Origin of the sequence: Colwellia sp. Bg11-12 (genome assembly GCF_014076955.1) — a bacterium.
In the GTDB taxonomy this organism is placed as follows: domain Bacteria; phylum Pseudomonadota; class Gammaproteobacteria; order Enterobacterales; family Alteromonadaceae; genus Colwellia_A.
Genome location: NZ_JACGUZ010000050.1, coordinates 46628 through 60861 on the forward strand (window position 1 = coordinate 46628; position 14234 = coordinate 60861).

The following is a 14234-nucleotide window of genomic DNA, read 5'->3' on the forward strand; positions in this document are numbered from 1 at the left end:
AGCTTTGTAACTGTGATGTTAACGTTTAAGATAACACCTCGTGTGTACTTGCTTACAATTTTTAAACATTTTTAACCCCTATATATCCGACAAAACTCAGTTACATTTGATAACATTTAGTCAGACAAAAAATAATAAGAATTTATGAATAAATCATGACAAAAAACGCTTAACTCACAAGCGATTAATAGGGTAAAAATAATGCTCAGAAAAATTTTAATAGGGTCTAAAAATCAACTATTGGCTTTATTTATAGCCTTGATATCTGTATCGGCTTTAGCGGCTGATCCCCAGCATAAAAATGAAACCACCGTGTTTGACAAAACGTTCAGTTGGCAAGTAATGGGCGGGATTTCTGCTAGCTATGAACAAGGTTTTTTAAAAGGAGATGAGCAATCAGAATTTAGTGATTATCTCAATCTTTCACTGTTAATTGATGTTTATTATAAAGGCTTTTTTATTCAGTCGAATCATCGCCGCTCTGATGCCGTATTGTTAGGTGGAGAAGTGGGTTATGAACTGATTGTTCAGGAGAGTTGGGAACTTGATATTCTCCACAAAACTTACTTACCCGGTTACGACCCCAAAACCGTAATAGAGAATAATAACCATGATATTCCTACTTTAGCAGGACTCAAAGAAAGGGACTTTGGTGAAGGTTTTGGTCTTCGTTATTCTCATTTCTATGACAATGCCATTTTATCTGTTGATTTAGCCGCATTGAGCACTAATGGCTGGTTAGCTGATATTTTTTATAGCAAGTTAGTCCCTTATCGAAACTGGGACATATACTTTGGCGCCGGTTTTACGCATTATTCTGAACAAGTTACCAATTACTTTGTCGGTGTAAAAAAAGATGAAATATCTGCGGTACGCCCCTTTTATAAACCCGGTAGTAGCTACAAAGCTCAATTAGAAATTTTTGCTCGCCACCCCATTTCTAAAAAATGGTCATTCAGTGCTGGTATAACACAAAGTTATTATTCAACAGCCATTAAAAATAGCCCGATAACAGGTAAGCAATACTTAACAGAAGTGATGTTAGGGGTACTCTATGTATTTTAAACTTAGCAATGGACATGCTAAAAAATGGTTATTATTAAGCTGTTTATTTGCCAGCTTCCAGCCTAGTCTGGCTGCAGAGTTAACGAAGAAAGATCAAGATGAGCAAGCCGATAAAGTAAATAAATTGTCACTCAGTCGCGTCTCATTTTCAGCACAACCGGCAAATTGTATTGCTTTGCGACACGGCAGAACTTGTTATGCTAACGTAAAACTAACTTGGTCTAGCGATATTAAAGAAAATTATTGTCTCTATATTAAGCAGCCTGAAGTGGCGCAAGAAAAGCGACAACGCATACAATGTTGGGAAAATAGCATGGGTAACCAAATTATTTTCAATTTTGAGTCAAACAAAAAAATTGAATTCCAGCTCATGTCATCAAAAGACAATAACGTTATTGCAGAAGCAGCAGTAGAAGTAAGCTGGGTACACGAAGCAACCCCAAGAAAACGTCGCTGGCGTATATTTTAGTGCCAACGTAAAAGGGATAAGGAAAGAAAAAATGACCAGTCGAATCTTATTAGTAGAAGACGATTTAACATTAGCTGATTGGGTTTGTGAGTATCTTCGCGAGCAAAATTTTATTGTCGACCATGTAGCTCGCGGTGACTTAGTGATGGACGCTATGGCAAAGTTTCAACCACAATTGGTATTGCTCGATATTATGTTACCGGGTTTAAATGGTATTGAGGTCTGCAGGTTAATTCGCCAAGAAAGTCAGCTACCTATTATAATGCTAACAGCAAGAGCCGATGAGTTTGATGAAGTTATTGGCCTAGAAGCTGGCGCTAATGACTATGTGATAAAGCCTGTTCGTCCACGCGCCCTTCTTGCTAGAATAACAGGTGCTTTAAAACATAGCGCTCCCATAGAAACGTCTACGCAAATCATTACCCATGGCTCACTTATTATTAACGGTGAAGCTAAAAGAGTCACTTATAAGAATGAAGAAGTTGAATTATCAACCAGCTTATTTGCTTTTTTAACCTTTCTTGCCAGTCATGCTGGAGAAGTGGTTGACCGAGATACGGTATTTAAAGCTTTAAAAAGTCGTGAATACGACGGACAAGACCGCCGCTTTGATGTGATGCTTTCAACGCTGCGTAAAATATTTAATGACGATCCGCAAAAGCCACAAAAATTCAAAACGGTTTGGGGCAAAGGTTATTTATTTGTTGCCGACGCTTGGGCTGAATAAAATAAATGAAGCGCTTATATATCAGTATGGTAGTTGCGGTTTTAGGCGCATTATTTATCATTAGTTGGGGGCTCGATAAACTTGTCGCTAAACAAGGTGATGAGTATGAAAATACTGAGTTAGTGATTTATCAAAAACTCATTGATGGTTTTGAACAACAACTATCAACTATAAAAGCCGAGCAATTATTAGCAAAAACACGTCAATTAGCACAGTATTATCAGGTTAATGTTTCACTTGAAAATACTGATAATATTGCCCTACCACAATCTTTACTCGCACAACTTTCACAAACAGGTGGGTTACTGCTTGCATCTAACGACGACGCCTACTTATTAAGAAAAGTAACCTTACACCCAGAGATACTTATACATTTACAGTTACCTCAGCTGGTGCCTGAAAATGAACAAGAAAACCTTTTATTTACCTTAATTCTCTACCTAGGTATTTGTGGTATTTTACTGCTGTGGCTATTACCTTTAACACGTCGGCTTTACTTACTTACTTTTGCAGCGGCCAAAATAGGCGCAGGCGATCTTTCAGTACGCGTGCCTTATAACCGTTTGTCTTATATCAATACCTTAGAAAGTAGTTTTAATCATATGGCGGCGCGTATAGAGAAGCTGGTCGCTGATAATAAAATTCTTGCCCGAAGTATTTCTCACGATATTCGTACACCGATGTCGTGTTTACGATTTGGTGTTGAAGCAGCTTTAGACTGCGATGATTTAACAAAGAAAAATAATTATTTGTCGCGTATGGAAAATGAATTAACGCGTATGGAAGATATGACCACCGCTTTTCTAGACTATGCGGGCATGGAAAGGCAAAGCTTTCACTTAAAGCCTGAGTTAATTGATGTGAATAATTTAATTGAGCTGGTTACTAGTGACTGTCAATCATTAGCTGAGCAACATAATATTAAGTTAACCTGTCAGTCATTAGCCTCAAAGAAAACCTATTCGTTAGATTTTCATTGGTGTTATCGTGCCGCATTAAACTTAGTCAGTAATGCTATTCAGCATGCAAAATCACAAGTAATACTGTCAATAGTCATTACTAACCAAGGGTTTGAAATAGCGGTAGAAGATGACGGTGACGGTATTCCAAAAGATAAACGAGATGTTATATTTTCTCCTTTTATAAAACTCGACAGTTCGCGTTCACGAGAACAAGGACACTTTGGTTTAGGGCTTGCGATTAGTGCTAAAGTTATGGATTGGCATCAAGGAAAAATTAAAGCAGATGTCGCCACTCACCTTTCAGGTGCACGCTTTAGTTTATTATTTCCAACGCAGAACAATACAGATAATTCAAAATAATCGCCATTTCACCGACGCTTAACTATGCTTGTTCTTGAAATAAGATCATTATTAAAACAAGGAACAAGTTATGTCATCATTACTTATCTTTAACTTTGATGGTACTTCTAATGAACCAAGTGACGCTGAACAGAGCATCAACACCCAGGGGACCAAAAAAGACGACAATATTACCAACATAGTTAAGTTTCATTTACTGTGTGGCGGTAATTTAAAAAGTGCTGCTGGCCATGAAAGTGGTTGGAAAAACAGTAAACAAAAATGCTTCTACTATCACGGTATTGGTACTTATGGCAGTGGATTACGACGAGCTATTAATGCTTTAATTTCTCCAGAAAAATCAGATGTTGCCAATATTCTCAACCAAGCAAAAGCAGACTTTATTCAACATTTTAAAATTGGTGATGAAGTACTTTTGACAGGGTTTAGCCGAGGAGGAGCACTTGCAAGGCGCTTTTGCACTATTATTAGCCGTGATATGCCCGAGCTTAAAATCTATCAAGCGATTTTTGAAACGGTTGCTTCTATTGGTTTACCTAACTTAAGTAAAAACGATCGTCCTCATTCTGATGTTATTTTTGAACATGGCCATACACTAGCTTCTACTGTAGAAAAAGCCCTTCATATGGTTGCACTTGATGATAAAAGAAAAGCCTTTCAGCCAACACTAATGAACCTTGATGAACGTATTTTAGAAGTGTGGTTTGCCGGAGCACATTCAGATGTTGGCGGCGGCTATTATCGCGATGGTTTATCTGACATTACTTTACGGTTCATGCTTAATTGGCTTCAAGAATTACCCATTAAATTAACTTTAAAAACCATGGATGACATTGACTTTACAACACTTTTACCTGAAAAAACTAAATATAATATCAGCATTGATGATGTTATTATTACACCTAATGTTTTTGGTAAAAATCATCAACAAGACCGTCTTCCCGTTGTTAACTGGTTTACCTTAACCGACCGACGTTGTTGTGTGATTGCCCATGACGAAGTTGTCAGCACCTTACCTATAGTACATCACTCTGTTGCGCAAAGGATCAATGGCGATAGTGACTATCGGCCCGATACATTAAAAGGCGTTCCACATGAAATTATTTACCCCAGCGAAGAAAAAATAGCGGCGACAGGGGTTAAAGATCATATTGTATTCGCGCAACGAAATTTAAAAGTACTCGATATGGGTAAATCAACCACCGTCAGTATATTCGCTTATGAGCCTAATAATCATACCGCACTGATGCTTGAAAAAGGTAAAACGTATCAGTTTATTGTTGAGAAATTAGTAAATAACAAACAGCAGCAATGGTTTGACGCCACCATAGCTTGCGATGCTAATGGCTGGGATAGAGCTGATGTATCCTTAGGATTAAAAGAGATTGCCATTGCCGCAATGGCGCCGTTTAAACGTTTTCCTGATGCAAAGTGGTTTACGTTAATTGGTTCAATAGGAACCGCAAGTGACGATGCTTTCCTCATTGGTACTGAGTTAACGCATTTTACCGCCCCTAAATCTGGAGAATTTTGCGCTTATGCTAATGACTTAGTCCGCTATTACGGTAATAACTCAGGTAAATTATTACTGACCGTGCGATGCATTTCTGCATAAAGGTATGTTAACTTAATTAAAGACAACAACATTTCGTGAATATGAGGAAAGCTTTAACTTCCCATATTTGCGGCTTTCTATTAATATAGCTATTGATTCCATCTCAAAAAATCAACCAATAACATTCTAAAGTGAAGGACTATTTTGTCTTTGAATTTATCAATGACAAACGCTAGCAGTAAATAATTATGACTAAAGTTGTTAACAACGAAACCTTAAACCAAGTTTTAACGAATTACCGATGCTCTATTGATAACTGTACAGTATCTCCGTTAGGGAACGGCTTAATTAACAGCACATATCTAGTCAGTAGTAACAACGCTAATTTTGTTTTACAGCGAATCAATAAAAACGTTTTTAAGAAGCCCGCAGACGTTATTAATAATGCTGAGTTAGTTAACAAACACCTACTAGCAAAAAAACAAAAGAATTTATATTCGCTATCTCCCATTTGGCAAGTCGCTACTATAAATGCAGAAGCGATGGTTATTGATGCGAGCAATGAGTATTGGCGAGCTATTCAATACATACCCAATTGCTTTACCGTTGAGGAAGTTGAGACGCCAAAGCAAGCGAGACAAGTAGGATCAGCTTTTGCGCAGTTTACTTCTGCATTAAGTGATTTCCCTGCCGAATCGTTAGTCGAAACTATCCCTGATTTTCATAATTTGTCTAAGCGAATTAATCATTTAAGAGCGGTCATTAAAGCTGATCCAAAGCGTCGCTTATCTTCATGCCAAACGTTAGTTGATTTTTGCTTTGCACAACAAAATTTTATTGATGAAGTAGAGCTTTTAACACAACAACTTCCAATACAAGTTACCCATAACGATACTAAAATTAATAATTTATTATTTTGTGCCAAATCGAATGAACCACTAGCTGTGATTGATTTAGACACTTGTATGCCGGGATACCTCATGCACGACTTTGGCGATATGGTCAGAACCTGTTGTTCAAACTTACCTGAAGATGGCAAAGATTTAGCTAATATGTCGGTTAGTTTTGATATTTATAGTGCATTAGCACAAGGTTATATTGAAGCCTTTGGTGATAAAATGTCTGAACTTGAGCAGCAAAGCTTAGCCATTGGTGCACAATTACTCCCATTTATGATCGGTGTTCGGTTTTTAACGGATTATTTAGATGGGGATAACTATTTTCATGTTGAACATGAAGGCCATAACTTAGAGCGAGCCAAAAACCAGCTTAATCTTTATCGCTTATTACATGAAAACCATGAGAAACTGAATAAAATAACTCATCATTCCTCCCTTGCCTTAATTTAGTGCAGCACACTTTCATCTCTTAATATGATTAAACAAGTGACAGGTAAATAACCTAACTTAAGTTATTTACCTATTTAGCATTAAAACGATTAACCTTTTGAATGTAAATGAGTGGCGCTTTTAATGAATTCAGCGAGCAAGATTTACACTCACGTTAAGGTTAGCAAGCCTTTACGTATGAATAACTTTAAAAACCTGGCTAAAGGAAGGTTTAGGATAAATGTCTATTGCTAAATGTAACTCTTTCGCAATATCACTAGAAGAGATAACACCACGAATATGATGATGCTCTCTATCAAGAACTAAGCAATGACGTAACCCATAGTTTTCTAATGCCGCAACAACATCATTAACAGTGGCTGTTTCTATTTCCTTAAAGTCAAACGCATGTAACGTATCTCTTGCAAGCATCAAATCACTGACTAAGACCTCATGGCGATCACGTCCTTTAGCAACCTCTGAAACTATAAGGCGTTCGGTTAACTCTTCGGTACTAATTATCCCCATAAAATCATCATTTTCTGAAACAACGATTTTCATTGTTACATGGGTTTTTCGCATTAAGTTTAAGGCTTCCGCTGCGGTAGTCGCTCCTTCAATAACTAATGCTTTATGCGCTTTAAAGTCAGTAAACACCTGTTTAGCTGGAGACATTAACGTTGTTTGTTCAAAATACTCGGGAGAAATAATGTTATCGACTAAATCTAAATCAAATAATTGTAATTTTTTCATAATAACCTCTAATTTTATAAAAATAATACGGCTTTAACAGAACGATCAACTAACGATCAATCGTGTTTTATACCTAACGGAATGTTTAAGTTCGCTGCTAAGCTGATCAAATGCGGGTTGAAAAAATAGCGTTTATACAATTAATCAGTTCAGTGTAGAACTAAGGTTTCACTCTTTATCAAATAGAATGTTAATCCTATGCTTCATGACAAAAAATGCTTGTATCATCAGAACAGTCTTCTCAATAAATGAGCGACATGACGCCAAAAAACAAGACGAAAATTGACTTAATGATAAGTGGTGAGATTTATACAGTGATAGAGGGAGGAGCTCTTGGTTGCAGAGATTGAAATTTATTTTTTAATATATTTAGATTTTTGTTCGCTAGGTGTTTAGATAGGTGAGTTAGTTGAAGTATTCTATTATTTCTATCGGTATCTGTAACTAAAGAATACAACTCATGTTCTGAATCTAATTGAATATCAGTCACTACATCAAGAAATAACGTGCTAGCAGTGTTAACTTTTATTTCATCAGCAACACTATAACCCAACTCAATAGTTGAGTAAGTTACAGAAAATAAAAATATTGTAAAAATAAATTTATACACAAATTTCTCTGAGTTGATGACTACCTATAATAATATTGAGTAACAAACATATTTTTCAAGTGAGTAAATGTAATTATTTATTTCGATTGTTTTTGGTGACATCCTCCTCATTAATATTTAGCCGCTACTTTACCGGTGTTATTTTATTCATATTTTCATTTAACGTGCCATTACAAAACGAATACAACAACCTAAAAGCTTTGTAGAATACCTATCCAAACACCATTGTGATTGTTTGTTTTTTCCCCTACACTAACTGTCAAAATAAAATAATAATAACAAGAACAACAATGGCTCAGAATAGTAAATTCACTACGCTGTTTGTTAATTACACCGCTAACATCAAGCGCTATATCAATAAAATTGTCAGTCCTGATGATATTGATGACATTATTCAAGAAACGTTTATTCGTACTTATGAAGCGGATCTCAAAGAAGAAATAAAATACGCCCGCAGTTTTATGCTTAAAACAGCTAAAAACCTTGCTTTAAATCACGTTAATAAGTGGGATAATAAATACAACGACCCGCTTGATGATTTTTCTGACCCTGTGGTTGGATTAACCTCGTTAAAATTTGAAGAACAGTTTGAGAGCAAAGAACGTTTCTTATTATTTTGCCGTGCTACCGAGCAATTATCTGACGTTGTACGTAAAACATTCATATTAAAAAAGGTTTACGGCTTTAGTCAAAAAGAAATTGCTAACTATTTAAACCTTAGTGAAAGTACTATTGAAAAACATGTCGCCAAAGGTCTATTAAAGTGCGCAGAATATATGGAAAGGGTTGAACAAAATAGTACACCAAAAACTTCAGTCTTAAAAATTAACGCACGTTCAATAACAAAATAAAGTATTAAATAAGAAAGAATATTGTATGACAACCATTAAACCATTTACGAGTAAAGACGATATCAAAGCGCAAGCAAGCCTTTGGATAAGTAAAATCGATCGAGGTCTTTCTCTAGAAGAAAAACTTGCCTTACAACAATGGGCCAAGCAAAGTGATTTTTACCGTAACTCTTTATTTTCTCTCGCGGCATTTTGGGATGATTTAAGTGTGCTCAATGAGTTAAGTGCTCTATTTCCTCTAGAAAAAACAATGCCAGAAAAAAACAGTTTTATCGCTAGATATGCTATCGCAGCGAGCACAGCCTTTATTTTGTTATTTGCTGGGAGTTTATTTATGAATATCTCTCCTTTTTCTGATGCAACTAACGACAAACAATTTGTCGAAGTAAGAACGTTACAAACACTCATTGGCCAACAAACGCGGTTTTCACTGTCTGATGGTTCAAGAATAAAGCTTAATACCAACAGTTTAGTCAACGTCAGCTTTTCAAAAAACAACCGCTTATTAACGCTTATCAAAGGCGAAGCTAGTTTTGATGTGGCCAAAGATAAAAGTAGACCCTTTACCGTCACGGTAGGTGAAAAATCATTTACGGCTTTAGGCACTATTTTTAATGTACAAAAAAAATCGAATGAAAATATGGAACTCGTTGTCACTGAAGGTCGTGTACTGATAACAAAATCAAGCGAACCATTAAATAAAATAGCAAACATGCTTACGATTTTACCTAAGGAAGCGTTACCGGGTGTATTAATAACATCGGGTGAAATTGCGACTATTGAAAATAACACTCAAACGTTAAATCAAAAAATATCATTTGAAAAGATTCAACGTGAACTCGCATGGCAGCAAGGTATGTTGGTCTTTACCGGTGAACCACTTGATGAAGCATTAGCAGAGGTAAGCCGCTACACCACAACAACGTTTGAAATTGATGATGATGCCTTGACTAAAATAAAAGTGGCAGGTTACTTTAAAGCGAACGATATTGACGGATTACTTAAATCTTTGAGTAGCAATTTTAATATTCAATTTGAAAAAATAAATAACACCTCGATTCGCTTGAGTTTACATGCTTCAAAATAATTACGCGTATTCCCTATTTTCTAACTCAATATATTTTTTATAAAATATTATAGAGGAAATTTCCTTCTGAACTGTTTATTACATCTGCAAGGTTGGCAAAAGTTATTTTGTCGTTTTCAACTTTCTGTATTTCAGCCGTTAACAAGCGTAACCCTGTTTATATGCGCTTGTATTTTATTCACGTCTGGAGCATTTGCCGAAAGCTTGATCAACTTTACAGTGAAGAAACAACGTGCTGATAAAGCGCTTATTTCGTTTGCGTTGCAGGCAAATAAAACAATTTTATTTTCCTATGATTTAACAAAAGATCATGATGCAAATGAATTACAGGGCGAATACTCGGTAAAAGACGGCTTACAAAAACTTTTACAAAATACCGACTTAATCGCTGTTATAGATAACACTGGTCAACTGAGCATAAAACAACATAAACATCTCAGGAGTGATATAACAATGGATAAAAAGACAATGCTCAAAGCCGCTTTAGTACCACTTTTACTAAGCGCAGCCAGTCAAACTGCACTGGCCCAAGAGCCTGCTCAGGTCAATGAACAAGAAGTAGAAAAAATTTCAGTTATTGGTAGCCGTGTTGCAGGTCGTTCTGCTGAAGATTTACCTGTTCCTGTAGATATCTTATCTGCTGAAGCGTTGCTTAATACAGGGCAAACTGAAGTGGGTCGAATGTTACAAGCTATTGCCCCATCGTTTAACTTTTCTAGCTCGTCAATTAGTGATGGAACTGATGCCTTGCGCCCAGCAACATTACGCGGTTTAGGCCCAGATCAAACGTTAGTATTGATCAATGGTAAACGTCGCCATCAAGCCAGTTTAATTCATATTAATACTTCTGTTGGTCGTGGTACTGCTGGCACCGATATGAATGCCATCCCTGCTGCCTCTATAAAGCGTATTGAAGTATTACGTGATGGTGCTGCTGCACAATATGGTTCAGACGCAATTGCTGGTGTCATAAATATTATTCTCAAAGATCAAAGCGAAGGCGGAAGTGTTGCCGTTTCTTATGGCGAGAATTCAGCAGGCGATGGTGAAACGACTAATATTGATATTTCAAAGGGTTTTTCATTGGGTGATAGTGGCTTTCTTAATACCACGTTAAACATACGTGATAGAGGCTATTCAGATCGAGCAGGTTTACATGGTTCATGTCAGTTTTCAGGCTGTACGCAACTTGATAACGGAGATTATTTATTAGGTGATCCGCGAGAAGCTACCGCAACACGTGAAACCTTTCGTATAGGTGATGCAGACTCTGATCAAATAGGGCTAACCATCAATACAGGTTACGATTTAGCCGATGGGGAGTTATATGGTTTTATCACTTATTCAAGCCGTGATAATGAATCAGCCGCTTTCTTTCGTCATAATGCAAACGGTGGAGGTAACGCTCAACTTCAAGATGGTGATGCAACCATTCCTGCTGGCTTCTTACCTAAAATCAATACTCAAATAAAAGATATTTCATATAACTTTGGCTATAAAACCGAATTTAATAATGACTCATCATTAGATTTATCATATACCTATGGTGAAAATAATATTGATTACACCACCCAAGATACGATTAACTCATCCTATGCAAACTCATTAATCTACACTTCGGAATTATCCGCTGATGATATACGTAGTTCCATTCCCCGTGAAGCCTTTGCTTACGGATTAGAACTGACATTACAAACGCTTAACATTGATTATACCAAAGCTTTTGATTGGTTTTCTTTAGCAATGGGCGCTGAACTGCGCACTGATGAATTTAGAGTTAGCGCCGGTGATGAATACTCTTATCGTGATTATGATACCGACGCACAAGGTAACAGCTTATATGCTACCGACCGAAGTGCAGGTACTCAAGGGTTTGGCGGTACGGCGCCGTTGCAATCTGTTGATGAATCTCGTGATGTGATTTCATTTTATATCGATACCGAAGCAGAAGTTACCGATGAACTGATTATCAGTACCGCAGTACGTTATGATGACTACGACGGTTTTGGAGATAGCACTAATTTTAAACTTGCTGCTAATTGGTCAATTACTGAAGATGTCTCATTACGTGGCGCTATGAGTACAGGTTTTAGAGCTCCGTCAATGCAACAGCTTTATACAGATAATATCAGTACCCAATTCCAAACTAATCCAAATGGTGGTGACCAAATTGCTGTGCAAATAGGTACTTTCCGCAATGACAGTATTTTAGCGCAAGCCATTGGCATTCCAGAGCTCAAAGAAGAAGTGTCCACTAATTTTAGTATCGGTTCTGTTGTAAAAGTTACTGATGATATTAATTTAACGATTGATTTCTACTCTATCGATATTGAAGACCGTATTGTGTTGAGTAATTCATTAGGTCAAGGTTTATCACCAGCACTTGATGCCGCATTAACCTCTTCTGGAGCGGGTGCGGGGCAATTCTTTTTAAATGGGGCAGACACTGAAACCAAAGGTGTGGATATTATCACCACTTGGAAGACAGAGCTTATGTCGGGCACTTTAGACTTAACGTTAGCTGCAAATTTCTCTGAAACAGACGTTACCGATACCTATACACCAGAAGGTAGTGCGTTAGGTGGGATTTCACCTGATGATGTTTTTTCTGAGCAAGCGATTTCTATTATTGAAGAATGGCAACCTCAAGACCGCATTAGTTTAAGTGGCTTATATAAAGTTGGCGATTTCACTATTAATTTAGCCTTTAATCGTTACGGTGAATACACAGTGCTTGACGGCGAAAGACAAACCTACGGTGCTGAAGTATTAACTGATTTACGTGTAAATTATCAGTTTAACGATGAGCTTTCATTTAACTTTGGTGGCAATAACATTTTTGATGTTTACCCAGATAAAAATGAAATAGGTAATTCTCGTTCAGGTACCATTGTTGACGCAAGTGGCAATGTTATTGTGAGTAGCCCTGGGGTGTTTACTTATTCACGTCGCTCAGCACCTTTTGGTTTTAATGGTGCTTACTTCTACGCGGGTGCTGAATACCGCTTCTAGTGCTTGGTAAGTGAGTATAATCAAAAAAGCAAAGTGCATGCACTTTGCTTTTTTTATCAATATAACTCACTTAACATCAATAATTAACTTAAAAGTAAACCACTGCTCGTTATTTGATTTATTGATCAGGGTCTAAACCGTGCTTAATTTTCTCTATTCGCTCTTGATGGCGATGATGCGCTTTTAATGCCGCAATAGAAAAAGCACCAACAATAGCAATAATTGGTATTAATAATGATAATGTCGCAGGGTTAAGTAGCGTTTCTATCCATCCCATTTTCAAGTCCTTTCAAAATATTTTCGTGGAGCCTATTCACTATTCTTCGAAATACGTGCCCCAACCATCATAGTCAACTTTACATTGCTTTGCTAACTCGAACATCTTTGTTGTTTCTTCAAAAATAATTTCTTCGTCAAGTGGCTGTTCAGTAATAATATCAAAAGCGAAAACTTTATCGCCATTTTCTAACTCAGCTTCTTCAGGGTCTTCTATTTCTAAACCCATTTTGAAAGCAGCGATAGCCGCTTTCTCTAGTACATCAAAATCTGAACTAGAAAAATGATGTTCAATAGTATGATGCACCTCTTCGTTGGTACCGTCTTCTATCAGTGTATTAACCAAATTATTGGTATGCTCTTGCCATTGCTGTAATTCTTCATCTATCATTATTTTCTCAATTTTTAACGTTCTTGTTTACGATGAGCTCGTTTCCAGACTCTTTACTGAGCTCTGCAATCTTAACAAGCATTTTTTTATGTGCGCTATTAGCAACTTCTCTAATACTTTCTTTAGCATCATTATTAAAATATATAGGATCTAATAGTTCAATAATCAATTTACCATTGTTCCAACGCCCTAACTTTATTTTTCCGTGGCTGTTACTTACACAGACCGGGATAATAGGTACATTGGCTTGTTGTGCTGTTCGAAACGCGCCGGTTTTAAAAGGAAGTAACCCTTTACCATTACTTCTCGTTCCTTCAGGAAATAACCAAACAGAGAGTTCTTTTTCAGTAATTTTTTTCGCGGTTAACGCAATAGTGTTCATCGCTTTACTTGAATTTGAACGGTCAATTAAAATGTTACCTGTTAACCAGTACATTTGTCCGAAAAAAGGGATCCACTTTAAACTTTTCTTACCAACGCTCACCGTAGAAGGCTGAACAGCAGCACCAACAGTAAAAATATCGTAGCTGTTTTGATGGTTACAAATATAAACGGCCGGCCCCACATTTTTAATACTTTCAGGTGTTCTTACTTCAATACTTAAGCCCAGAAGTGTCGAAACTTTACTCATATAACGCGCAGTATGAAAAACATTATTTCGATGAAATGGCCGTAATATGCTATAAAAACATGCCACAGTGGAAATAAAAACTAAAGCAAGTGTCATTAAAATAAAACGAATTACAGCTAACAAATTTATATCCTAATTATTATATATCGGCGCAGTA

At 36.7% G+C, this 14234-nt stretch carries 14 protein-coding genes; 9 read left to right on the plus strand and 5 right to left on the minus strand.

Going from position 1 to position 14234, the window contains the following annotated elements; all coding sequences use genetic code 11:
- Positions 1-201: 201 nt before the first annotated feature.
- From H4J39_RS02095 to H4J39_RS02120, 6 genes are all read left to right on the plus strand, one after another.
- Positions 202-1065: a MipA/OmpV family protein gene (locus H4J39_RS02095; RefSeq protein ID WP_182179181.1), complete on the plus strand. Its 864-nt coding sequence runs from the start codon at positions 202-204 to the stop codon at positions 1063-1065.
- Positions 1055-1534 carry a DUF3019 domain-containing protein gene (locus H4J39_RS02100; protein ID WP_182225772.1) on the plus strand — a complete coding sequence of 160 codons (480 nt, stop codon included), beginning with the start codon at positions 1055-1057 and terminating at the stop codon, positions 1532-1534. Before H4J39_RS02095 ends, H4J39_RS02100 begins: the two co-directional genes overlap by 11 nt.
- Before the next feature lie 31 nt (positions 1535-1565).
- Complete coding sequence (locus H4J39_RS02105) at positions 1566-2261, plus strand: response regulator transcription factor (protein WP_182225773.1); 696 nt, start codon at positions 1566-1568, stop codon at positions 2259-2261.
- A 5-nt stretch (positions 2262-2266) separates the two neighbouring features.
- On the plus strand, positions 2267-3583 hold the full coding sequence (locus H4J39_RS02110; RefSeq protein ID WP_182225774.1) for a cell wall metabolism sensor histidine kinase WalK: 1317 nt from the start codon (positions 2267-2269) through the stop codon (positions 3581-3583).
- 70 nt (positions 3584-3653) lie between these two features.
- Entirely contained in the window at positions 3654-5198 is a 1545-nt protein-coding gene (locus H4J39_RS02115) for a DUF2235 domain-containing protein (RefSeq protein ID WP_182225775.1), read from the plus strand.
- A gap of 188 nt (positions 5199-5386) precedes the next feature.
- On the plus strand, positions 5387-6487 hold the full coding sequence (locus H4J39_RS02120; protein ID WP_182225776.1) for a phosphotransferase enzyme family protein: 1101 nt from the start codon (positions 5387-5389) through the stop codon (positions 6485-6487).
- Between the two features lie 171 nt (positions 6488-6658).
- On the opposite strand, the gene H4J39_RS02125 is transcribed toward H4J39_RS02120, so the two are convergent.
- Positions 6659-7219, minus strand: coding sequence for a CBS domain-containing protein (locus H4J39_RS02125; RefSeq protein WP_182225777.1), 561 nt, complete (start codon positions 7217-7219; stop codon positions 6659-6661).
- Between the two features lie 307 nt (positions 7220-7526).
- On the minus strand, positions 7527-7829 hold the full coding sequence (locus H4J39_RS02130) for a hypothetical protein (protein WP_182225778.1): 303 nt from the start codon (positions 7827-7829) through the stop codon (positions 7527-7529).
- Positions 7830-8119: 290 nt separating this feature from the next.
- Between H4J39_RS02130 and H4J39_RS02135 the strand changes: the two genes are divergently transcribed.
- The 3 genes from H4J39_RS02135 (at position 8120) to H4J39_RS02145 (ending at position 12779) form a co-directional block, all read left to right on the plus strand.
- Positions 8120-8680, plus strand: coding sequence for an RNA polymerase sigma factor (locus H4J39_RS02135; protein WP_182225779.1), 561 nt, complete (start codon positions 8120-8122; stop codon positions 8678-8680).
- 25 nt (positions 8681-8705) lie between these two features.
- Positions 8706-9767 (plus strand): FecR family protein, encoded by a 1062-nt coding sequence (locus H4J39_RS02140; RefSeq protein WP_182225780.1) that lies wholly within the window; start codon positions 8706-8708, stop codon positions 9765-9767.
- Positions 9768-10235: 468 nt separating this feature from the next.
- Positions 10236-12779 (plus strand): TonB-dependent siderophore receptor, encoded by a 2544-nt coding sequence (locus H4J39_RS02145; RefSeq protein WP_259368733.1) that lies wholly within the window; start codon positions 10236-10238, stop codon positions 12777-12779.
- Between the two features lie 118 nt (positions 12780-12897).
- Here H4J39_RS02145 and H4J39_RS02150 read toward each other — a convergent pair whose 3' ends face one another.
- The 3 genes from H4J39_RS02150 to H4J39_RS02160 are packed head-to-tail and all read right to left on the minus strand — an operon-like array spanning position 12898 to position 14200.
- Positions 12898-13056, minus strand: coding sequence for a hypothetical protein (locus tag H4J39_RS02150; RefSeq protein ID WP_182179156.1), 159 nt, complete (start codon positions 13054-13056; stop codon positions 12898-12900).
- Positions 13057-13095: 39 nt separating this feature from the next.
- Positions 13096-13446, minus strand: a complete 351-nt coding sequence (gene rraB, locus H4J39_RS02155; protein ID WP_182179154.1) for a ribonuclease E inhibitor RraB — start codon at positions 13444-13446, stop codon at positions 13096-13098.
- Between the two features lie 7 nt (positions 13447-13453).
- The gene (locus tag H4J39_RS02160) at positions 13454-14200 is read right to left on the minus strand and encodes a 1-acylglycerol-3-phosphate O-acyltransferase (RefSeq protein WP_182179152.1); all 747 of its coding nucleotides are present in this window, start codon (positions 14198-14200) and stop codon (positions 13454-13456) included.
- Positions 14201-14234: the final 34 nt, after the last annotated feature.

Excerpts from the sequence above, each read along its gene's own strand:
- H4J39_RS02120 (WP_182225776.1), top strand. The coding sequence starts at position 5,387 with ATGACTAAAGTTGTTAACAACGAAACCTTAAACCAAGTTTTAACGAAT.
- H4J39_RS02150 (WP_182179156.1), bottom strand. The coding sequence starts at position 13,056 with ATGGGATGGATAGAAACGCTACTTAACCCTGCGACATTATCATTATTA.
- H4J39_RS02140 (WP_182225780.1), top strand. The coding sequence starts at position 8,706 with ATGACAACCATTAAACCATTTACGAGTAAAGACGATATCAAAGCGCAA.
- H4J39_RS02145 (WP_259368733.1), top strand. The coding sequence starts at position 10,236 with ATGCTCAAAGCCGCTTTAGTACCACTTTTACTAAGCGCAGCCAGTCAA.
- H4J39_RS02135 (WP_182225779.1), top strand. The coding sequence starts at position 8,120 with ATGGCTCAGAATAGTAAATTCACTACGCTGTTTGTTAATTACACCGCT.
- H4J39_RS02125 (WP_182225777.1), bottom strand. The coding sequence starts at position 7,219 with ATGAAAAAATTACAATTATTTGATTTAGATTTAGTCGATAACATTATT.
- H4J39_RS02110 (WP_182225774.1), top strand. The coding sequence starts at position 2,267 with ATGAAGCGCTTATATATCAGTATGGTAGTTGCGGTTTTAGGCGCATTA.
- H4J39_RS02100 (WP_182225772.1), top strand. The coding sequence starts at position 1,055 with ATGTATTTTAAACTTAGCAATGGACATGCTAAAAAATGGTTATTATTA.
- H4J39_RS02095 (WP_182179181.1), top strand. The coding sequence starts at position 202 with ATGCTCAGAAAAATTTTAATAGGGTCTAAAAATCAACTATTGGCTTTA.
- rraB (WP_182179154.1), bottom strand. The coding sequence starts at position 13,446 with ATGATAGATGAAGAATTACAGCAATGGCAAGAGCATACCAATAATTTG.
- H4J39_RS02105 (WP_182225773.1), top strand. The coding sequence starts at position 1,566 with ATGACCAGTCGAATCTTATTAGTAGAAGACGATTTAACATTAGCTGAT.
- H4J39_RS02115 (WP_182225775.1), top strand. The coding sequence starts at position 3,654 with ATGTCATCATTACTTATCTTTAACTTTGATGGTACTTCTAATGAACCA.